23 protein-coding genes and 1 tRNA gene are annotated in these 21,007 nt (G+C 51.8%); 14 read left to right on the forward strand and 10 right to left on the reverse strand.

The window, feature by feature from the left end:
* The first annotated feature begins 50 nt into the window (after positions 1 to 50).
* The 4 genes from AC13H5_RS07385 to AC13H5_RS07400 all read left to right on the forward strand — a co-directional run bounded on the left by AC13H5_RS07385 (position 51) and on the right by AC13H5_RS07400 (position 3,378).
* On the forward strand, positions 51 to 476 hold the full coding sequence (locus AC13H5_RS07385; RefSeq protein WP_214755019.1) for an OsmC family protein: 426 nt from the start codon (positions 51 to 53) through the stop codon (positions 474 to 476).
* 79 nt (positions 477 to 555) lie between these two features.
* A complete protein-coding gene (locus tag AC13H5_RS07390) occupies positions 556 to 1,044 on the forward strand; it encodes a GNAT family N-acetyltransferase (RefSeq protein WP_034777473.1) in 489 nt (162 codons plus the stop codon).
* A gap of 60 nt (positions 1,045 to 1,104) precedes the next feature.
* A complete protein-coding gene (locus AC13H5_RS07395) occupies positions 1,105 to 2,103 on the forward strand; it encodes a Gfo/Idh/MocA family oxidoreductase (protein WP_215190137.1) in 999 nt (332 codons plus the stop codon).
* 228 nt (positions 2,104 to 2,331) lie between these two features.
* The gene (locus AC13H5_RS07400; protein ID WP_483546524.1) at positions 2,332 to 3,378 is read left to right on the forward strand and encodes a lipid II:glycine glycyltransferase FemX; all 1,047 of its coding nucleotides are present in this window, start codon (positions 2,332 to 2,334) and stop codon (positions 3,376 to 3,378) included.
* A 41-nt stretch (positions 3,379 to 3,419) separates the two neighbouring features.
* Here the strand turns inward: AC13H5_RS07400 and AC13H5_RS07405 are convergent, their stop codons facing one another.
* On the reverse strand, positions 3,420 to 4,454 hold the full coding sequence (locus AC13H5_RS07405) for a PTS sugar transporter subunit IIC (RefSeq protein ID WP_483546525.1): 1,035 nt from the start codon (positions 4,452 to 4,454) through the stop codon (positions 3,420 to 3,422).
* Positions 4,455 to 4,705: 251 nt separating this feature from the next.
* Between AC13H5_RS07405 and AC13H5_RS07410 the strand changes: the two genes are divergently transcribed.
* Complete coding sequence (locus AC13H5_RS07410; protein ID WP_034777477.1) at positions 4,706 to 7,369, forward strand: cation-transporting P-type ATPase; 2,664 nt, start codon at positions 4,706 to 4,708, stop codon at positions 7,367 to 7,369.
* Between the two features lie 56 nt (positions 7,370 to 7,425).
* Positions 7,426 to 7,560: a hypothetical protein gene (locus tag AC13H5_RS07415; protein WP_034777478.1), complete on the forward strand. Its 135-nt coding sequence runs from the start codon at positions 7,426 to 7,428 to the stop codon at positions 7,558 to 7,560.
* 69 nt (positions 7,561 to 7,629) lie between these two features.
* On the opposite strand, the gene AC13H5_RS07420 is transcribed toward AC13H5_RS07415, so the two are convergent.
* From AC13H5_RS07420 to AC13H5_RS07430, 3 genes are all read right to left on the reverse strand, one after another.
* A complete protein-coding gene (locus AC13H5_RS07420) occupies positions 7,630 to 7,902 on the reverse strand; it encodes a hypothetical protein (protein ID WP_235420191.1) in 273 nt (90 codons plus the stop codon).
* Positions 7,903 to 8,022: 120 nt separating this feature from the next.
* Entirely contained in the window at positions 8,023 to 8,655 is a 633-nt protein-coding gene (locus AC13H5_RS07425) for a hypothetical protein (protein WP_138859467.1), read from the reverse strand.
* Positions 8,656 to 8,742: 87 nt separating this feature from the next.
* Complete coding sequence (locus tag AC13H5_RS07430; protein ID WP_034777480.1) at positions 8,743 to 9,099, reverse strand: PilZ domain-containing protein; 357 nt, start codon at positions 9,097 to 9,099, stop codon at positions 8,743 to 8,745.
* A 146-nt stretch (positions 9,100 to 9,245) separates the two neighbouring features.
* Between AC13H5_RS07430 and AC13H5_RS07435 the strand changes: the two genes are divergently transcribed.
* Positions 9,246 to 9,494 (forward strand): hypothetical protein, encoded by a 249-nt coding sequence (locus tag AC13H5_RS07435; protein ID WP_255176316.1) that lies wholly within the window; start codon positions 9,246 to 9,248, stop codon positions 9,492 to 9,494.
* Between the two features lie 35 nt (positions 9,495 to 9,529).
* Here AC13H5_RS07435 and AC13H5_RS07440 read toward each other — a convergent pair whose 3' ends face one another.
* Together AC13H5_RS07440 and AC13H5_RS07445 are read right to left on the reverse strand one after the other, a co-directional pair.
* Complete coding sequence (locus AC13H5_RS07440) at positions 9,530 to 10,225, reverse strand: queuosine precursor transporter (RefSeq protein WP_483546526.1); 696 nt, start codon at positions 10,223 to 10,225, stop codon at positions 9,530 to 9,532.
* 149 nt (positions 10,226 to 10,374) lie between these two features.
* The gene (locus AC13H5_RS07445) at positions 10,375 to 10,677 is read right to left on the reverse strand and encodes a hypothetical protein (protein WP_483546527.1); all 303 of its coding nucleotides are present in this window, start codon (positions 10,675 to 10,677) and stop codon (positions 10,375 to 10,377) included.
* Between the two features lie 308 nt (positions 10,678 to 10,985).
* Here AC13H5_RS07445 and AC13H5_RS07450 point away from each other — a divergent pair, with 308 nt between their 5' ends.
* Together AC13H5_RS07450 and AC13H5_RS07455 are read left to right on the forward strand one after the other, a co-directional pair.
* Positions 10,986 to 11,297, forward strand: coding sequence for a hypothetical protein (locus AC13H5_RS07450; protein ID WP_483546528.1), 312 nt, complete (start codon positions 10,986 to 10,988; stop codon positions 11,295 to 11,297).
* A 271-nt stretch (positions 11,298 to 11,568) separates the two neighbouring features.
* Positions 11,569 to 11,898, forward strand: coding sequence for a tyrosine-type recombinase/integrase (locus AC13H5_RS07455; RefSeq protein WP_255176312.1), 330 nt, complete (start codon positions 11,569 to 11,571; stop codon positions 11,896 to 11,898).
* A 146-nt stretch (positions 11,899 to 12,044) separates the two neighbouring features.
* On the opposite strand, the gene AC13H5_RS07460 is transcribed toward AC13H5_RS07455, so the two are convergent.
* The 4 genes from AC13H5_RS07460 to AC13H5_RS07475 form a co-directional block, all read right to left on the reverse strand.
* Positions 12,045 to 12,115 (reverse strand) — tRNA-Thr (locus AC13H5_RS07460).
* 110 nt (positions 12,116 to 12,225) lie between these two features.
* Positions 12,226 to 14,598 carry an immune inhibitor A domain-containing protein gene (locus tag AC13H5_RS07465; RefSeq protein WP_483546529.1) on the reverse strand — a complete coding sequence of 791 codons (2,373 nt, stop codon included), beginning with the start codon at positions 14,596 to 14,598 and terminating at the stop codon, positions 12,226 to 12,228.
* Between the two features lie 144 nt (positions 14,599 to 14,742).
* Entirely contained in the window at positions 14,743 to 15,528 is a 786-nt protein-coding gene (locus AC13H5_RS07470) for a class I SAM-dependent methyltransferase (protein WP_483546530.1), read from the reverse strand.
* Positions 15,529 to 15,566: 38 nt separating this feature from the next.
* Positions 15,567 to 15,878, reverse strand: a complete 312-nt coding sequence (locus tag AC13H5_RS07475) for a hypothetical protein (RefSeq protein ID WP_021067357.1) — start codon at positions 15,876 to 15,878, stop codon at positions 15,567 to 15,569.
* A gap of 181 nt (positions 15,879 to 16,059) precedes the next feature.
* Here AC13H5_RS07475 and AC13H5_RS07480 point away from each other — a divergent pair, with 181 nt between their 5' ends.
* The 5 genes from AC13H5_RS07480 to AC13H5_RS07500 all read left to right on the forward strand — a co-directional run bounded on the left by AC13H5_RS07480 (position 16,060) and on the right by AC13H5_RS07500 (position 21,004).
* A complete protein-coding gene (locus AC13H5_RS07480) occupies positions 16,060 to 16,923 on the forward strand; it encodes a cation diffusion facilitator family transporter (RefSeq protein ID WP_214763998.1) in 864 nt (287 codons plus the stop codon).
* 86 nt (positions 16,924 to 17,009) lie between these two features.
* Entirely contained in the window at positions 17,010 to 17,486 is a 477-nt protein-coding gene (locus AC13H5_RS07485) for a GNAT family N-acetyltransferase (RefSeq protein ID WP_138859460.1), read from the forward strand.
* Between the two features lie 47 nt (positions 17,487 to 17,533).
* On the forward strand, positions 17,534 to 18,523 hold the full coding sequence (locus tag AC13H5_RS07490; RefSeq protein WP_214824604.1) for a LacI family DNA-binding transcriptional regulator: 990 nt from the start codon (positions 17,534 to 17,536) through the stop codon (positions 18,521 to 18,523).
* A gap of 109 nt (positions 18,524 to 18,632) precedes the next feature.
* The gene (locus AC13H5_RS07495) at positions 18,633 to 19,577 is read left to right on the forward strand and encodes a carbohydrate kinase family protein (RefSeq protein WP_483546531.1); all 945 of its coding nucleotides are present in this window, start codon (positions 18,633 to 18,635) and stop codon (positions 19,575 to 19,577) included.
* Positions 19,574 to 21,004, forward strand: a complete 1,431-nt coding sequence (locus tag AC13H5_RS07500; RefSeq protein ID WP_034777535.1) for a sucrose-specific PTS transporter subunit IIBC — start codon at positions 19,574 to 19,576, stop codon at positions 21,002 to 21,004. The genes AC13H5_RS07495 and AC13H5_RS07500 overlap by 4 nt, the downstream gene beginning before the upstream one ends.
* Positions 21,005 to 21,007 lie beyond the last annotated feature (3 nt).

The raw sequence follows: 21,007 nt of genomic DNA on the forward strand, positions 1-21,007 counted from the left end.
ACATCATTCAAGGGAATAGTAAGCTATCGAAACGTAAGGAGGAGACAAAGATGCATTTACAAGTGAATTGGAAACAAGGGATGGCGTTTCAGACGACGACGCCTTCGGGTCATGATGTGACGCTTGACGCCGGGGAAGATGTCGGTGGTCTCAATACGGGTCCGCGTCCGACCGAGATGCTCCTGCAGGCGACGGCCGCTTGTACGGGGATCGATATCGTCTCGATTCTTCATAAGATGCGGTTGCCGCTCGAGCGGTTCGAGATGGAAGTCGACGGGGTCCGGGCGACGGAACATCCGAAGAAGTTCACGGCCATCCACATCTTATACGTCCTCGAAGGGGATATGCCCGAAGAACGGGTCCGCCGCGCCATCGAGTTGTCCGTCGATCGCTACTGTTCGGTGTCGCACAGTCTCGACGCGACGATGACGTACAGCTATCGTTTGAACGGCGGCGAAGTCGTCCCATTTACGTAATGTGAGCAGGATGGTTGAAAAGAGTCGAAACGGTCCGTTATATTTGTATTTCAAATACTGTAATACAAAGGAGGACGTTATGATTCGACTCGCGACGAAACGCGATGCCAAACACATCGCGGACCTAATCGAACAACGAGCCGTAGCGCTAAAACAACAAGGTAGCGATCAATGGGCGGAATATTTGGAGCAAGACCTCATAGACCGGGTGCAGACAGACATCACCTCGGGATATGTATATGTGTACGAGCAAGATGGAACGGTATTGGCCTCGATCGCCTTACTTCCGGCAGATGACTGGGACCATAGCCTATGGGAAGATGGCGAGCGCGGTCAATACATCCATCGAATCGTTGTCAGTGAACGGCTGAAAGGGCGAGGCGTCGGTCAACAACTGATGGAGCACGTCTTACGTGAAGCCGACACACAGGAGCCGGTCCGGCTTGATTGTGTGGCTGATAATGATTTCTTGAACAGTTATTATCCACGGTTTGGCTTCGTCTTCGTGGACTCACGGGACGGGTATAACACGTTTGAATACAGCATGGATGAGAGTGTCAGTGCATAAGGGGTCGATTGACTCCTTTTTTTGATATACTGGGAAGCGAATGGATAGGAGGAGAACGGTATGATTCAAACGATTCTTGTCGGCTTCGGTTTTTCCGCGACGACATTTCATTTACCATTTTTACAGGAGCTGGATGACTTCCAGATCGCCGGTGTCGTCTCATCAAGACCTGAGGACGTACAAGCCGTACTTGGCGATGTCGCGGTATATGCGACGCTAGACGAGGCTCTCGCGACTGAGGCGACCTTGTTCATCGTCACGACGCCGTCCCATTTACATAAGGACATGGTGGAACGTTGTTTACAGGAAGGGAAGGATGTTCTCGTCGAGAAGCCTGCGTTCTTGACGACAGAGGAAGGAGAGGCGTTGATTGCACGCGAACAGGCCAGTGCCGGAATCGTCAACGTCTTCCATAATCGACGGACGGACGGAGACTTCTTGACGGTCAAACGACTGCTCGAGGAAAAACGACTCGGCGATTGGAAAGTGATCGAGTCACGGTTCGACCGGTTCCGTCCGGTCGTCCGGGATCGGTGGCGCGAGAATGCGGGGCCGGGAGCAGGGATATTGTTTGACCTCGGTAGCCATTTGATCGATCAAGCGCTCGTCTTGTTCGGTGCACCCGACAAAGTGTCGGCAGATGTTATGATTCAACGTAAAGGAGGTCAGTCTGACGACGGCTTCCATCTGACCCTGTATTATGGAGAAAAACGGGTATATCTGCGTTCGAACCCGTTCATAGCCGTCGAGGCGCCGCGGTTCGAAGTGCACGGGACGGAAGGCAGTTTCTTGAAGTTTGGACTCGATCCGCAAGAGGCGTGTCTCCGGAACGGGGAAGTGCGATGTCCCGACCGTGAGAGTGGAACGGTCGTCACAGACGTTGAATCGACAATCGACATCGAAGCAGGTGAGTATTTGTCCTTCTACCGGGCGCTGGCGGATAGTTATATGACACGTCATCCGCTCGTGCCGCTTCGGGAAGCGCTCTTGACGACGAGAGTCATCGAAACGGCTCGTGAAGCATCACGGCTTCAACGTGTCCTCGACTTCAAGTCATAATCATGAAGGACGACCTGATGCCATTGGCGAGGTCGTCCTTTTTAAAATCTCAAAGAAATCGCTATGATTTTATTGTGAATGAACAAACTCGCTTCATGTTTGTTAACAACAAAAAGCTATTCCCCTCCTTCAAATAGTCAGCTTTGAATGGGAACAGGACATAGGAAACGACTCCAGACTGTCCTGTCACACTTCAAACAATGACGACTTAAAGGAAGAGGGGAACGGATGATGTTCAATCAGATTGTGAAAAATCGATGGGAGTGGGAGAACTGGTTGCGGGAGGTCAGTTGTGATTCGTACGATCATTACGATTATGTATTGGCCAACTGTGAACCGGGCGAGCAGCCTGAGTTGTATATTGCGGCCAAAGAGGACGGCATCTTGTTGTATCCATACATCCGTCGTCCAATTGCACATCGTCATGATGATCTCGTGACGGCGTATGGTTATGGCGGCCCGTTCCGTGAAGGCAACTTTTCGAACGAGGACGTCGCAGAGGCTAGACGTCTCTTTTTAAAACGTCCTGAGAATCAAGCCACGGTTACTGAGACGATTCGATATCATCCTTGCCGCTTCGACCATGATTTGATGTGTGCCTTCGGCCAAGCCGTCCCGATTCGTCAAACGGTGCACGTCCGGCTCGATGACCCGTTCGACCAACTCGAGCAACGCTTCAGTAAAATGACGAAACGAAACGTGAAGCGGGCTATCCGTGAACAAGTGACGGCGGTACAAGGGCAGGCCCATGAACTATGTGAATTCATCCGGCTTTATCGGGCGACGATGGACCGTCGAGCAGCGAACGAGGCGTACTATTTCTCGGACCGATACTTCGAGGACCTGTGGAACAGCGATACATGCGAAACGGAGCTGTTATTCGCTGTCCATGAGGGTGTCATCGTGGCAGGCGTGTTCATGTTGTTCGGGGACGATGGGGCGCATTATCATCTCGGAGGCTCGGATGCGAACTACTTGGCGCTGCGACCGAACCATTTCTTGTTCCGCGAGATGATCCGCCGCGCGGCCGAGAAAGAGAAAGCATACGTACATCTCGGTGGCGGAGCGACCGGAGAAGATGCACTCTATGACTTCAAGCAGAGCTTCTCAGGGGATGAGCCGCTCACATACTATATCGGACAGTCCGTGCTCGATGAGGCGGTTTACCACCGGTTGAATCAAGACCATTTGCTCCGCTACGGACCATCTGATTTCTTTCCACTCTATCGGACACCGGTCACAGAGACGGTCGCCGAGGTGCAAGCAGAACGATAACAAAAGGTTCTCACTCGAGATGGAGTGAGAACCTTTTTGTATCAAGCGGCCTCTTCGTCGGAAGCGGCCATTTTTTCGGTTTGGCGAGTGATAGGGAAATTACTGAACAGTTTACTGCCGACGAGTCCGGACACGATGCCGACGCCGAACAAGATGAGCGCCGTCACGGTCACGGTCTGCCAATCATTGAAGCCGTACATGACGAGCAATCCCGGAATCCCGGCAGCAGAACCTGGCGCGTCGTTCACCATGCCGGTCATCGCGACGATGAGTCCGGCGATGGCGCCACCGACGAAGTTGACGCTGTAGATTGGGATCGGGTTCGCCGAGATGAGATCGGCTTGCGTGAGCGGTTCAATCGCGACCGATAGTTGATCTTTCTTCGTCCCGATGTTCAAACGCTTGAACAGCAAGAAGTTCATCGAGATCGACGCTGTCAACGCGAGGGCGGCGATGGCCATCGGCACACCCGTCAAACCGAGCATGGCGGTGAGTGCCATCGAGCTGAGCGGCGACGTCGAGACGACTGTGACAATCCCACCAAGGACAAGTCCCATCACGACGGGGTTTTGCGTCGCGGCAAGTTCGATGACCGCACCGATTTGCGACAATGTGTTCGAGACGAGCGGATCGACTCCTGTCGCCACGAGGCGAGCGAGGGGAGCCATGACGATCACGTAGAAAATCATGTCGACACCGGCCGGTAAATGACGGTCTAGTTTACGACCGACAAGGGCAAGGATGTATCCGGCGAAAAAGCCAGGAAGAATGCCGAAGCCGGCGACCGATAGACCGAGCATGAGCGCGTAGACCGGATTGATCCCGAGTGCAATCGAAACGAGCGCGGCTGCGGCAGGGCCGGACAACGAACCAGCCGCCTGTCCGACTTCCTCATATAAAGGGAGCGGGAGCAAACCGCCGATGGCGTAAGCGTTGAACGCCTCGACCAAGAAACTGGCGATGGCGGCGCCGGCCAAGGCGCCCATCGCTTTCATCCCGAACGGGGCTTTGTAACTGAATAACGTGAATAAGGCAAGAATCAACAGTAAAAGTGCGATACCTTGAATAATGATCATACGGTGTACCTCTTTCTCTCTGTTCTATATTTCCTCTATAGTTAACCATCCGAACGGTTCTGTAAAGCCATTTCATCCATCTGACACGACTTTTTTTGATGGTAGCGTTTCCAACTGACGAATTGGAAAATTGTGAACGAATTCAGCTGTAAAATTAGCGAAAAAACAAGCTCAAATGTGTCAGTCCGGCCCGGAGTGGGAAGAGAAAGGGGAAAGACTTTCCATATAGGAATGACCAAGGAGGAGTAGAGATGCAGATGGAGACAAAAAACTGGCACGCACTCGAACCGGATGCGGTAAAGAGTTCGCTCGAGACGGACACATCTAGTGGTCTGTCGAAAGGAGAAGTGTCAAGTCGGCAGGAACAGTACGGGAAAAACGTGCTGCCCGAGAAAGAGAAGACACCTGAAATCATAAAATTTTTGCGTCAATTCAATGATATTCTCGTCTTCGTCTTGCTCGGTGCCGCTGTCGTCACCGGCTTTTTAGGGGAGTACATCGATACGATCGTCATCGTGCTCGTTGTGACGGTTATCGCCGTCGTCGGATATCTCCAAGAGAACAAGGCCGAGCAGGCGTTAGAAGGAATCAAAAAATTACTCGAGACGAAGGCGAGCGTCATCCGTGACGGCAAGCAAATCCAAGTCGACTCGAGCGACCTCGTCGTCGGGGACATCTTGGTCCTTGCCGCCGGTGATAAAGTGCCGGCTGATGCCCGTGTCATTCAAGCCGAGAAATTCAAAGTCGAGGAATCGGCGTTGACAGGTGAAGCGACGACGGTCGAGAAGAAAATTCAAGTCGTACCGGAAGACGCCGTCCTCGGTGATCGCAAGAACATGATTTATTCGGGTACGAGCGTGGCGACGGGAAGTGCGAAAGCAATCGTCACGTCCATCGGAGAAGGCACGGAGCTCGGCCAAATCAACGCCTCGATTGCTGAAGTCGAGACGGTCAAGACGCCACTCATCCGCCAGACGACGAAGTTTGGTCAGACGGTATCCATCGCCATCCTCGTCATCTCGGTCGTCATATACGCGTTCGGTTACTTCGTCCGTGACTTTGACCCGATCGAGTTGATGTTGACGACGATCGGTCTTGCCGTCGCCGCCATTCCAGAAGGATTACCGGCCGTCATCTCGATCATCCTCGCGCTCGGTGTCCGGAACATGGCTGAGAAAAAAGCCATCGTCCGCAGCTTGCCGTCGGTCGAGACGCTCGGCGCCGTATCGGTCATCTGTACCGATAAGACCGGGACGTTGACGAAAAACGAGATGACCGTCAAACAAGTCGTCACGGCCAAACACGACATCGAAGTGTCAGGGAGTGGATACGCCCCGGACGGTGATTTAGAACTGAACGGTCAACCGTTCGATTTAGATGATGATGAGTCGATGATCGACCTTCTCACGGTCGGGAAAACATGTAACGACGCCCAGCTGTATGAAGAGGGCGGCGAATGGGTCGTCAATGGTGACCCGACGGAAGCATGTTTGCTCACGCTCGCTGAGAAAGCGGAGCGGCCGATCGAACGTTTGGACGTCATCTCGAAGATTCCATTCGATTCGGAGTACAAATATATGGCTACGCTCGTCGATTATAAGGGCGAGCGGATGATCTTCATCAAAGGGGCACCGGACCGCCTGTTCGATATGGCGGAAGACACGGAGTTCGACCGTGCCTATTGGGATGAAAAACGAAAAGAAATTGCCGACCGCGGACAACGCGTGCTCGGGGGCGGTTTCAAACGCGTCGACGCCTCGAAAGAGACGGTCGACCATGAAGACGTCGAGAACGGCATCACATTCCTCGGCCTCTACGGCATCGTCGATCCGCCACGACAAGAAGCGATCGAAGCGGTCGCGGCTTGTCGTGACGCGGGGATCCGTATCAAGATGATCACCGGCGACCATAAAGACACGGCCGTCGCCATCGCCCGAGAACTCGGAATGGAAGTCGAGGGCGCCCTCGAAGGGAAAGAATTGACGAACATGTCCGATGAAGAAATCAAAGAGGCGTCGGTCCATAATGACGTCTTCGCCCGGACGAGCCCGAACGATAAACTTCGTCTCGTCAAAGGACTGCAACAGAACGGCTTAATCACATCGATGACCGGTGATGGCGTCAATGACGCCCCGGCCTTGAAACGGGCCGACATCGGGGTCGCGATGGGAATCAAAGGAACGGAAGTTGCGAAAGAGGCCTCACAGATGGTGCTCGTCGACGATAACTTCAAGACGATCTACAACGCCGTCCGTGAAGGTCGTCGCGTCTATGACAACTTGAAGAAGACGATTTTGTTCTTGCTCCCGACAAACGGGGGACAAGCACTCCTTGTCGCAATGAGTATCTTATTGGGCGCCGCGGCACCACTCAGTCCGGTCCAAATCCTTTGGGTCAACATGGTCGTCGCCATCACGCTCTCGCTCGCCATCGCCTTCGAGCCGCTCGAAGAGAGCACGATGAAACGGCCGCCGCGTCCCGCTAACGTGCCGTTGCTGAGTCGCTACTACGTCTTCCGCATCACGTTCGTCTCGATTTTAATCGGGGGCGGTAGTCTAGTCATCAACTATATGCTCGGCGATTTCGATTACTCGACCGACAAGTTGCAGACGATCACGCTCAATACGATTGTCATGGCACAACTGTTCCACTTGTTCAACTGTCGGACCGAGCTCGCGCCGGCGTTCAACCGTCACTTCTTTGACAACAAGATCGCCTTCCTCGTGTCGGCACTCTTGATCGGGCTCCAGCTGTTCATTACGTACGTCCCGTTCATGCACACGCTGTTCGGTACGGCACCACTTGAACTGCAAGACTGGATTTATCCGGTCGCGTTCGGTCTCATCGTCTTTGTCATCGTCGAAATCGAGAAAGCCATCTCGCGTCGTGTGATCGGCAACAAAGACATACACTGATGTTTTGCCCACTGCCTAATGTGGAATTAGTCCATTATGCAGAGGAGGGATGCTCAATGAAACGTGATGAATCACAACCAGGGGTTCACCCGGACCCAGTACCGGATGAGGAATCAAACCCGGCTACAAAACCGGCTCCGACGCAACATCCGGACCCGGCACCTGAAGAAGACGACAAAGAATCAAAATAAGGAGACTTCAATGAGGGAGTATCCACAAAAAAGGCTTTCCGACAAAAATCGGAAAGCCTTTTTATGGCATTATTTTTTCGGTGCCGGGGTCCGAAACTCATTCATTTTGTCGAACTCTTTTTCATTGAAGTATTCGACGACGACGAAATCTCCGACTGGGCACTCCCAACGGTCTTTCGCGACCTGACATTCTTTGAGTGTCACTTTCTGGTCATACATGTCGAGCTCGAGCGTGTCTTTCAAAAATTGATCGGCCTGTTTGTCATTGATCTTGAAATATTCGCTCAAGATGATCTCTTCGGCTTTATCGTTCGTATGCGTCATCACTTTAAAAAATCTCATATGTGTACCTTCTTTCGTCTGTAAGCTGAATTCTCAGTATATAGGAGCTGGCCCGATTTGGGAACCGTCATCCCATTTTCGATAAAAATGCCCCTAACGCGAATACGAAAGGGGCTCGGTTCATTTCATTTTTTGTCGGCTTGGCGGTGCCTCGTTGAACGGTTGTTTATGGCGAATGATCAGCCAGAACAACAAACCGAACAAGGGAATGTAAGGCAGCGGCCACAAACTCATCTTATAACGTTTGGCATCCCGATTCATCAACGTGATTTGGATGAAGGCGAGCAAGAAGAAGTCGACCGTCATCGTCCGGACGAACTGGTTCTGTTCGACGTAGGACCAATACTCGGCCACGTTCCCGGTCGTCGACGCGGCGATGAACAAGCCGATTGTGACGAGCAAGAGCAACACCCCGAGCAATCGTGTCGGGAGCGGTTTGATCGGTGTCGGATAAGGCGACTGCCGCGCGAACGCCAAATACGGGGCGATGATGAAGCCGCCGACGACGAAACCGGTCGCTGCCGGTAAGAGCGGGTTCGGGCGCAACTGGTTCACCTCGGACCAAAGAAGCGGGAACAAGGCGAGCGGGTAAACGCCTAGGATGCTGAAAAGGGAAAGCGAATACCCTTCATAGGCGTCCGTATTATACGTGATGAAATCGAGCAAAAACCGGCTCGAGAACGGTTCGTTCGGACCGAGGAGCGCGATGGCGATCGCAGCGGCCCACGGAATGAGTAAAAACTTTCTAGTCATGCCCTACACCTCGAGTCTGTCTCTGTTTCTTTTAGTATACCCCGGAATCAAGCGAACAAAAAATGAGAAGTGTCAATCGACACGTTCTCATTGGTTTTCGCGCGCATACGCTTTAATCATCGTCACGAGTTGCTGGGTCTCGTCAGAGTTCGAATCGAGTCGAATCCCGTAATCATACAGGCTCCCCATTTGTCCACGGTGCCGTACGTGACCCGTCAGGTCGAGCGGTTGAATCAACGGGACGAGGTCGAGTTTGACTTGGACTTTCAATCCTTCAGAAAGTGGAAATAAGTAGTCGCACCGCATCTTCAGACCGTGGGCGCTGATATTGAGCAGTTGTGCTTCCCCGTCATGAAGTTCTTTGTCTTCCCAGATGAGGCGATATGGGATGAAGCGGGGGTTCGGTAAAATATAACGAAACGTTTCTTGTCGTCGATAGCGCATCGGTTCACCTCATTTCTCTACCTTGATTATCGGCTATTTTTGGCGAATCGTGAAGCGTTGAATGCACCAAAATTTAGGAAGCGCGGTTTACAGAAATGCAATCGCTTTCTATAATGAGAAGACAGAGTGGATAGAGGAGGGATCGTATGAACGTCAAGGACTTACTCCGACGCTATTCGATCGACGAACCAATCATCTACGCGAAAAATCTACACGGGCAGTGGGTCAAGTTGGAGCAACTGCCGCCCTACACCATACTAGAGGTCGAGGCGACGGACGAGGCCATCGAGGCGCTCGCCATCGACGCGTACGTGGCGCTCACCGTTTGTCGGGAGAAATCGTCGCTTGAAGATGCACGGCCTTATGCAGTGCGGCTTCATATCAGAGGAAAATAAAACCGCGGGCCTTTTGGCTCGCGGTTTTTACTAAATTAGGCTGCTTTTTCAGTTTCATCATCCTGTGGGACGGTCCGTTTTGCGTAATACATGAACGGCGTCGCCATCCAAGCGATGATGAACTTGGCGACGTATGTCGTGATGAAGATATTCCACCAGATGTCCCATTCCATGCCCCAGAAGGCGATTGTACAGAACGTGAGCGTGTCGATGAACTGTGAGACGACGGTCGAACCGGTCGTCCGGAGCCACAGTTTCTTCTCACCGGTCTTGGCGCGAATCTTCGAATAGATGAAGACGTCGAATAGCTGCGAGACGAGGTACGCGGCGAGACTACCGAGCGTGATGAGCGGTAGCATCGAGAACAGTGCTTCAAAACTCTCATGCATGAACAGTGCCTCTTCGAACGGCTCATAAAGCAATGCGAATTGCATGAGCACGGTCGAGACGATCAAGATGAAGAAGCCGAGCCAGACGCCTTTACGGGCGGTGTGACGACCATATTTTTCATTCAAGATGTCTGTCGCTAAATAAAGGGAACCGTAGACGATATTCCCGAGTGTAAAGATGAAACCACCGATTACAATCTGCTGCGTCACTTGGATGTTGGCAACGACCGAGGCCATCGCGATCCAGGCGAACAGTCCGACGCGTCCGAACAGCTTGTAGCTGAGGACGAGCAGACCGAGCGTGAGCAAGGCAGAAGGAATCCATAACCATTCATTGAGCATGGGGATCGTACTCCTTCCAAATCATTCATTCTGTCAACTTTACAAGTTTATAGAGGAACGGAAACCGTGTCAAGACAGTTTCCATGACTGAACGGAAAAAGCTCTCACCCGAGTTTTGGATGAGAGCGATTAATTTAGTTAATATGCTGTCATACACCACTTAGATTAATGGCGATGCCTTTCATAACCGATGACAAGTAATTCAATCGGCTACGGGCATCTTCCCAATAAGCCCAATCGTCAGTCTCTAAAAACTGCGTCAACCCCTCACTAACGGTTGTGAGTTCATTCAATACGCTGGTCAGCCCTTCACGGTCGATGCCTGACGCGTCAGATGCGACAAGGTGATCGAGCGCCGGGAGAATCTCATTAATGTCGGCACGGAAGTCTCCATGCGAATTGTTGATACTGACGCCGACCTTCAAATCATCGGTCTCAAGGGAATGCTGCATATCAACACGTTCCATTTTGTGTATGGATGAAAATCGTATTAACGTATCAGGCTCGAATTCGACTAGCCTTGTCAAGGTTCATAACAGTTCGTATCTTTGTAATTGGTCGATTAAAATCCGTCGTGCTGAAGTGCGATTGTCAGATGGAGTCAATTAGTTCACACGGACGAACATGTAGGTTACGTGTTTCATTTTTAATCGATCGAAACAAAAATTATAATCAAAAACTATTGACGTACTTGAATCAATCGCTTGAGATAAAGGTGTCCTCGAAAGAGCGACGATCTCATTTAATGGAGGAATGCTTTGTGAAAAGAAACACGGGTAGGAATTCGAAGATTGTTTGCCGAAAGGTGGAGGAAAAGGAAGGTAAGTTGTACTTCTGGATTCGAGATGAGGAGACTGACCAAGAGTGGGTATTTTACACCAGTATAGAACAAGAGGATATTGATGTCTATTGCGCTAGAGATGACTCGTGCTTCATGCCAGATACAGATTTAGACAAAATGAAGCTGTTGCGGATGATTGAACAGTATCAACTTTTCATTCAAGATAAAGCAAGACGAGAAGCGCAGGGAAAGTTGTTAGCAGGTAAGCAAGAACGTTCCAAACGATTCTGAGTGTCCCTTAAGTGGGCGCTCTTTTTTGTGGACCAGGAAAACCAGATAGGTTTATATACAGGAGGATTGGAGGCGGAGAAACGTCCTTTTCTGTGAAATCAATTTAATTACTACACACATTACAGCTTTGGTTTCATCCCTTGTTACACGAAGGAGAGGTGAACGGGATTTAAAAAATCAACACATTGCAATCCACTAACGGGTCATCAAAGAGCACAATGAACAGAAAAATTCGTTCATAGAGTAATTAGAGGATACCGCCGTCAAACAAATGCAACATTCGGAATATACCGCTGAAAGCAAAGCGAACTATCACGAGCTTGAGAACACTTCTAAACAGTCGAAAGTAAACCTCGTCACCGCTCATACCTGTGTCATTGGCACAAACGCGTCCTTCGCAGCTAAAGATGTCCCAGTCGTTCGGCATACTCGCTTGACGCTACTGCTCAAACTAGGAGAACAGCCAAAGGTCGTTCAGGAACGGTTGGGTCACAAGGATATCAGCGTCACGATGGATATGTACACACATGTCACGATGACGCTGCAGAAGCAGACGGCCGAAACGTTTGGTGCCATGATGGAGCAAAAGACCGTTGATTGAGATAATAATAGTTAGACAAATGGTTTAGCCTTGTCGACAACACGAAAATCTAGAAACTGTGCAATTTCTGTGCAATGACAAAAAGAAAGCACCTCCTGTCATAAACAGGAAGTGCTCTACACCGCTTGGTTGAGCGGTATATTTGATGCCTCCGACGAGAATCGAACTCGTGCTGCAGCATTACCATTGCTGAGGTCTGCCACTAACCTACAGAGGCGGTTACATCTAGTATGTTACACAGTCTGTCGTGAAATTTCAAGCTTTTTTAGAATAATAAGACCCCTGTCCTCCTCATAGTGAGAAGGGCAGGGGTGAGTTGAATCAAGCTTACTTCGTCCGGACCCAAACAGCTCCAGCCGAGTTGTCCTTCGCTTCGCCGACGACGTCGACGACGAGTCCGTATTGTGGAAGTTTACGGCCCGCATCTGGGATGAGCGAGTTGATGTACGTGTTGGCGTCGTTGAACTGTTTCACGCCTGGTTGAGCTTTGTAGTCATAGATGCCACGGCTCGGTGAATCGATGTACCAAGGGAGCGTCTTGTCTAAGCTGAACGCCGCGTCTGCGATCTGGTAACGCGTGCTGCCAGCGACTGTCTCTTGACCGTTCAAGTTGCCGATCAGTGCCTCAGGGTGCGAGTCGACGACACCGAGGAAACCTTCACCCGGATGGACGCCGACCCAGTTGTCTGAGAACGAATCATCCGCATACCAGACGACGAGACCTGTGTTGTACTTGACGCCACGGCCGTTCAAGAGACCTGTGTCAGCGCCTTCATGGTTGCGCCATTCGAGGTAGTAGTAGTGCGGTTTCGTGTCATAGCCGTCCGACTTGACGAAGCCGTCGAGCGTGACTTTCTCTGCGCCTTCCGCATCGTCAGCGAGGAGCGATTGTCCGCCTGACGTGATCGACAAGTTGTCGAGGGCGAACCCTTCAAGGGCAAGACCACCGTCCGTCACGTATTCGAAGACGATTTGTACGTCTTGTCCAGCGAACTGTGACAAGTCGTACGATTTGTTCACCCAAGCGCCGTTCGTCGATTCCGCACCGTTTCCAGTGTTGTCATCGCCGTAGACGTCAAGGACGACTTCTTTGCCGCCGCTGAGTGCTTTCACGTACAAGTAGTCGTAGTCAAACTCGATATCGAAACGTGTGTCGAAAGCGAGTGTACCGTCCGCTCCAAGTTTGACCGTCGGTGTCGAGAGTTCAGTATGCAAGTTATCGCCTTTTGTCGAGTAGTAGTAATACTCGCCGTATTCTGGTTCGATGCCTTTTACTTTCTTGTCTGGAAGGTTCACTTTCAACAATCCAGGGTTGGTTGATTTCGTCACCGATTGATCGAGTTTCGAAACAAAACCTTGTTGCGTGATGTCTTCAAGGTCAACTTCCGTGATGTTCGCCCAGTTGCCGCCCATCAATTTTTGGAAGTATTCCTTGTTTTGTGGCGAAAAGCTCGTCGGCTCTGTACCAGCCACTTTACCAGCCCAGCTGCCGCCGCTCATGATTGACCATGATTGGACCGGTTCGCCTTGACCTGTGTACTGTGTATCGTACTCATCTGGAAGACCGAGGTCGTGACCGTATTCGTGAGCGAAGACGCCGACTGCGCCGTCTTCAGGTTGGATTGTGTAATCGAATGCCGCCATTTGACCGCCCCAGTATGGGACAGCTGCTTCCGTACCTGCTACGCGGTAAGGGCTGTTGCCGACGACCCAACGGTGTGACCAGACCGCATCGTCACCGAGGACACCGCCACCAGCTTCTTGGCCGGTACCAGCATGGATGATCATCAAGTGGTCGACCAAGCCGTCCGGCTCGTTGAAGTCGCCGTCACCGTCGAGGTCATATAAATCGTACTGATCGTATTCGGCGAGGTCCATGCCTGAAGCGACCGCAGCGTTCAACGTGTCTTTAACGAGTTGACGCGGACCTGGCCCGATGTTGTCATTCCCGCCGGCCGGATTGTCACCGCCGTAATCTTTCGCTGTGCCCGGGACGGTCAACCAGTCTGAGACAGTGCCGTCGACCGTGTAACTGCCGCCCGACTGTTCTTCATAATACTGCTTGAACGTTTGGACTTTCTCACCGTTGAACAGTTCGAACGATTCGTCGCCGAACATGTATTGCTCGTAGTGTTCTTTACTAAAGTTGTCGCTATAGAGATAACCTTCTTCTTGAACGACGTTGTTATGTTTGAAGTCGCTGTACTCGACGAGAAGGACGAGGACTTTGTCTTCACGGACGGCGCCGTTATAGCCAGCTTGCTTGGCCGGGTCGACTTTCACTTGGCCGTTCGGCTTGCCTTTTCGATAGTTCGCTTGTCCTTTTTTCGCTTTGTCGAGGAGACGCTTCGATTCTTTCTCGAATTGGTTATGTATCTTCTCTTTCGCTTCAGCGGCTTTATCGTTCAAGCCGTGCTTATGGACGTCTTTCGCACCGCCTTGTTTCTTCTCGATATAGGCATCGACGGCTTTTTGGCGCTCAGTGGCCGAAAGCCCTTTTTTGATGACGCCTCGTTTCTCGAGCGCTTTGGCGAGCCGATCCTCATCGATGATGTTGTGATCGAATGGAGCGGTCGAGCTTGGGGTTGGCAACGGTGAGGCGGCGAGTGGAGCGGCACCGACGGCCGGGATCGCACTGACGCTCATGACCGATGTCAATGCGACGGCGAGCGTCGTACGACGGATGGAACGTTTTTTCATTTGTACTAACCTCCTATAAAAATAATGGGAAATTGTGAGAGCTTGAATCCAACGTTAAACTTGTGTCTGATTAATGTCAATATTCAGAAAATAATAACTTAAAAAAGAGACTTTCGTCCCGAATGGTCCTAAAGACCTAAGGGGTCAAGTCTCTACATCGATGATGCCGTAATGAAATTTGGATGTTTTACGAACAATCCTTTTAAAACCAAACGTTTCAAACGTCTCACTCTCAAAGTGAGCCTTTAGGACAATTCGTCTGGATGCAACACGACGGGCCTCCGTCATCAGTTCAAGAGACAGCGGATTCGTGTTGGCGAGGGTTCGTAATGGGTTCAAGTGAACCGATTCTGAAATCGTCTTTTCGAACATTGGGTCGAAGTAGACGACATCGAATGAATCGTCCGGGCATGTCTTCAAATAGGTGAGGGCATCCGTCCAAACGACCTCGAGCCGACGCATCGCCTCATTGACGGCGGGCTCTTTTTCTTCCCAAACGGTTAGCCCTTCCTTGACGAGCATCGCTGTGACAAATTCGCTCTCGATCCCGACGGCGCGACCCGACGGACCGACGGCATGACTGAGGACGATACTGTCGGAGCCGAGCCCGAGCGTACAGTCGAGGACCCGGTCACCCGGTTTGATTGCGGCGGCATCGACGAGCGGATCGTTCCCGCCACGCGCAAGCTGCTTCACACGGAACACCGAGCTCGATGGGTGGAAAAAGAACGGTTCATCTCCGGCGAGAGGGGTGTATTCGACGCGACGTTTATCAAATACGAGCACCCCGGCATGGTGACGTTGTTTTAACGTGTCGATGGAATGTTTGCGACGGGTGACGAAATGGGCGTCATAAGTCGCCGCATGGGCCTCGGCCCGTTCGATGGTTGCCTCAGTCGGGCGTAAACAAGTTGTAACGATATAAGTCATAGTTTCTCCTTACTGAAAAAATGAGACGCAGAAGCGTCTCATTTTTTCTTGCTGAGTAAATCCGATAACTCGTCGATGAGTGCCTTGTGGGAGGCAAGTTCTTTCTTCTTCTCGTCGTTCGGGTTAATCGGGCGTTTCGAGCGGCTCTGGAGCGCCTCGAGCGTCTCATCGATTGACGATTTGAGCGTGTCACGATCTTCCGGCTTGAGGGTGACCTCATGCGGGTTTTCACCGCTCGCGTCGAGTTCGCGAAGACGAGCCATCAATTGTTTTGCTTCTCGGTTCAAATCAGCGAGCAATCTGTCAATTTGTTCCAAACGAAGCTTGATTCCATCACGTTCCGTAAACATTTGTTTCACCTCTTTTATGGGGATAACCCTGTTGTCTCTTCCCATTTACTTTACCATAATTTTCGAACAACGAAACTACCGGGAATATATTCCATTTTTATTGGCTGTGGGAAACACTGTTTCTCTATGCCCACATGAATCTCAACTGGTATACTGACTTAGCTAAAAAGGAGGTGGTCGGATGCAGTCGACAACTCATCCACCAAAAGCGCTTAAAGGCGCTATTTTATCGATCACGACGTATTTGGTCTTATCTGTATTAAAAGTCGTCTTCGGTTTGGTGTACAATTCGGAGGCCGTCCTCGCCGACGGATTCAATAATACGACCGACATCATCGCATCAATCGCCGTCTATATCGGCATTCGCATCGCCGCACTGCCCCGAGACGCCGAACATAAATACGGTCACGCCAAAATGGAGACACTCGCCGCGCTCGTCGCATCGCTGATCATGGTCGCCGTCGGGGTGTTCGTTCTATTGAACAGCATCGCCACTCTAATCGGTGGTGAATACGTCGAACCGAACCCGCTTGCTGCTGTCGTCGCGTTCTTAAGTGCACTTGTCATGTTCGGCGTGTATGCGTACAATTCGAACTTGGCCAAGAAAACCCGGTCGCTCGCCTTGAAAGCGGCCGCGAAAGATAATTTGGCCGATGCCATGATCTCGATCGGGGCTACGCTCGGCGTTCTCTTCGCTTACTTTAAACTGCCTTGGATGGATACGGTTCTCGCCGTCTTGATTGCGGGAATGATCATCCGGACCGCGATTCAAATCTTTCTCGATGCGACACATCAGCTCTCTGACGGATTTCCGCCGGATCTCGTCGATTCCTACGAAGAGACGATTCAGCATTTCGATGCCGTCAAGGAAGTGCGTGAAATCAAAGGACGTCACCTCGGTAACCATGTCATGCTCGATGTGACGATTGCCGTTGAAGGAAGTCTCACCGTCGAGGAGGCGCACGATTTGTGTGATGACATCGAACGGGAGCTCGACGAACATCATGCTGTCGATTCGGTCCATATTCACATTGAACCGGTCTGATTTCGGTTATCTTTTGCGCTTCACGCCGCCGTTCGTATATAATGAGTTTGGAAAGACTATGAGATAACTGTTAAGGAGGGCACGGGATGGAAATCGTGCGTCAACCTATTCGTCAGATTGATGAGATCGAATATGAGCATTTTAAAAAATATGGTCAAAGTTCTTACGGCATCTCAGCCGAAGAGTTAAAAGGCATCTTTGTCGAGATGGGGGCAGAGCAGGTATACTCGGCCGATGAGCATAGTTATGGGGAGGACTTCTATTATGATCTCCTCGTTGACGGACAAATCGTCGGAAAAGTGTTACTCTTGAAACTCGCTCGCGTCTATCAGCTCGATTTGATGGTGTTCGACGCCTTCAAGGGCAATGGCTATGCGACAGAAGGCTTGCGCCTCGCGCTCGAACAATCCGACTTAAGAGAAGGACATACCGTCCGCGCCGGCATCCCGCCGACGAGTCCACATCAGGAAGCGGTACGCCGTGTCCTTGAGAAGAACGGCTTCGAGAAACGGAACGGCCTTTACTATTTAAACTTTAAAAAGCGATATGTAATCAACCACTGAACTGACGGCGTCTGACGCGTCAGTTTTTTCGTATGGAGGTTTTACCGATGAAACAAGTGACAATCAACGACATCGCCAAACTTGCCGGGGTCGCCAAAAGTACCGTCTCTCGTTATTTGAACGGGGGTTCGGTCGGACAAGCGACACGCGAGAAAATCGAGCGGGTCATTCAAGAGACGAACTATGAACCGAACCAGTTTGCGCAAAGCTTAAAGTCGAAACAGACGAAAATGATTGGTGTCATCGTCCCTCGTCTTGATTCCTATGCGGCTTCGCGTACGATGATGGGCATCGACGAGCGGTTGACCGAGCGCGGTTATCAAATGCTTGTCGTTAACACGGCCCAACAGACCGAACGCGAGATCGAGCAGTTGTATAATTTGGCAAAGCAGAAAGTGGCCGGCATCATCTGGCTCGGGACGACCGTGACGCCGCGGCACTTGCAGGCGATCCAAGACATCCAAATCCCGGTTTTGTTGATCGGTCAAGAGCATGAACACGTCCATAGCCTCGTTTATCCCGATTTCGACGCGGCGTACGCTCTCGGACGGCAGTTCATGGACTGGGGGCACCGTGATGTCCTGTATGTCGGGGTCGGTCCGTACGACATCGCCGTCGGACAGGCACGGCGCGATGGTTTTCTGCATGCGTTCAAAGAAGCAGGCGCGAACGTAACGACGTATACGACGACGTTCAAAATTGACGACGCGATCCCGATTGGGGAACGGATCGCCGAGGCGACCGATGACGCGACGCTCATCGTCTGTGCGACCGACAACATCGCCCTCGGTGTCTTGAAAGGGCTCGCCAATGGCGGAAAATCGGTGCCGGTGGATATCTCGGTGAGCGGATTCGGCGGCTATGATTTCACCGAAGTGCTCCATCCAGCGATCACGACGGTGCATCTTCCATACCGTCGGACAGGGTCTCGTGCGGCTGACATGATTCTCCAATTGTTAACAGGCGAAACCATCCCGATGAAAACGTTCACAACTTTTGAATTAAAACTGCGAGAAAGCGTTGACATTTTAAATTAAATCGATTACATTTGTGTTGCGGAACCGGTTCCGCAACATTTTTTATTTGTTTTTGGAACCGGTTCGATAAATGACACGAAGCACGACATTCAGACATGGAGGTGGACGGATGAACACCGTACATTGCATTGGTGAACTATTGATTGATTGGGTTTGCGAGGACGCATCGAGCGACCTCGTCAACGGGACGACATTCGTGAAGAAAGCGGGGGGCGCACCGGCAAACGTCGCGGCGGTCGTCAGTAAACACGGAGGAAATTCGAGTTTCCTCGGTCAAGTCGGGGCAGACCCGTTCGGACGCTTTTTAAAACAGACGCTCGTCGACAACGGCGTCGGCGTCGAAAACTTGGTGGAGGAAGGTGACACGACGTTCGCATTCGTGTCGATTCAAGAAGACGGGGAACGAGATTTCACGTTCCGACGCGGCAGCGATGGCGACTATGCCTTCGAGTCAATCGACTTGTCGGCCTTCAAGCCTGGAGACATCGTCCATTTCGGATCGGCGACGGCACTCCTCGACGGCGAGTTAAAGAACGCCTACTTTAAACTGCTCCAGTTCGCCAAGCGTGACGGCCTGTTCGTCTCGTTCGACCCGAACTACCGCGACGCGCTCGTGACCGACCTCGAGGCGTTCAAACAAGATTCGCTCCATTTCATCGCCGAAGCGGACTTCGTCAAGTTGAGCGAGGAAGAAGCGCACTTGTTGACTGGGCTTGACGATTTATATCAAGCGATCGCGTCGCTTCTCGAAACGGGTGCGAAACGGATCGCCATCACGCTCGGCTCGCGCGGGACACTGATTGCGACGAAAGACGTCAAAGACGTCATCGCTTCAGTGAAAATTGAAAGCGTCGATTCGACGGGAGCGGGTGACGCCTTTGTCGGCGCCTACTTGTATCGCTTAGCGACTCTAGGAATCGATGACGAGCGCTTACTGAAGGATATCGAATACGCGAATGTGACCGGCGCTTTGACGTGCACGGCATACGGCGCGATTCCGGCCATACCAACACAACAACGCGTGCTTGAAACGCTAGGAGGGAAACCAGCATGAACTACAGACAAGAAGCAGAAGCGATTTTAGAGGCGATCGGCGGAAAAGACAATGTCGCCGCCGCGGCCCACTGTGCGACCCGGCTCCGCCTCGTCTTGAACGACGAATCGAAAGTCGATGAGAAGAAACTCGACGCCCTCGATGTCGTCAAAGGAACGTTCTCGACCGGTGGCCAGTACCAAATCATCATCGGACAAGGCACGGTCAACAAAGTGTACGCTGAGTTCGCCCAATTGACAGGGCTCGGCGACATGTCGACAAGCGACGTTAAGTCGGCCGGCGCGAAAAAAGGTAACCCGCTCCAACAGTTCGTCAAGATGTTGTCGGATATCTTCGTCCCAATCATCCCGGCCATCGTCGCCGGTGGTCTCTTGATGGGGATCAACAACTTGCTCACGGCACCTGATTTGTTCTTCGAAGGAAGCTCACTCATCGATCAGTACCCAGGCATCGCCGATCTCGCCGCGATGATCAACACGTTCGCCAACGCCGCCTTCGTCTTCCTGCCCGTCTTGATCGGGTTCTCCGCCGCCAAGCGGTTTGGGGGTAATCCGTACCTCGGCGCTGCGCTCGGGATGATCATGGTTCACCCGGATCTCGTCAATGCCTACGCCCAAGCGACGGTCGGCGATATCCCGGTTTGGAACATTCTCGGCTTTGAGATCGAGAAGCTCGGTTACCAAGGACAAGTTTTACCGGTCCTCGTATCTGCTTATATCTTGTCGAAACTTGAAATCAATATCCGTAAATTCATGCCAGCATCACTCGATATCTTGCTCACACCGCTCCTCTCGCTCCTCATTACGGCGTTCGTCACGTTCGCCTTCGTCGGACCGATCACACGCGAAGCGGGTAACTTGATCATCGACGGTCTCGTTTGGACGTACGACTCACTCGGCTTCTTCGGCGGTCTCGTCATGGGTCTCTTGTACGCACCGATCGTCATCACAGGGATGCACCACAGTTTCATCGCCATCGAGACACAACTTCTTGCCGATATCGCACGTACGGGTGGATCATTCATCTTCCCAATCGCAGCCATGTCGAACGTCGCACAAGGTGCGGCCACACTCGCTGTCTTCTTCTTGACACGTGATAAGAAGATGAAAGGTGTCGCTTCGGCATCTGGTATCTCGGCATTGTTAGGGATCACCGAGCCGGCCATGTTCGGGGTCAACTTGAAACTACGCTATCCGTTCATCGCGGCCATCATTGGTTCAGGGATCGCCTCGGCGTTCATCGTCGGACGTGAAGTCCTCGCCGTCGCCCTCGGTGCGGCAGGTCTCCCAGGGATCATCTCGATCGCACCGGCATCAATCGTCTCGTATATCATCGGTATGGCCATCGCCTTCGCGGTCGCCTTCGGATTGACGTTCGTGCTCGCGAAACGCCAAGCGAAAAAAGAAGCAGTCAAACAAGCAGCATAAGAA

Source organism: Exiguobacterium sp. FD-YE-25-4 (assembly GCF_057004685.1).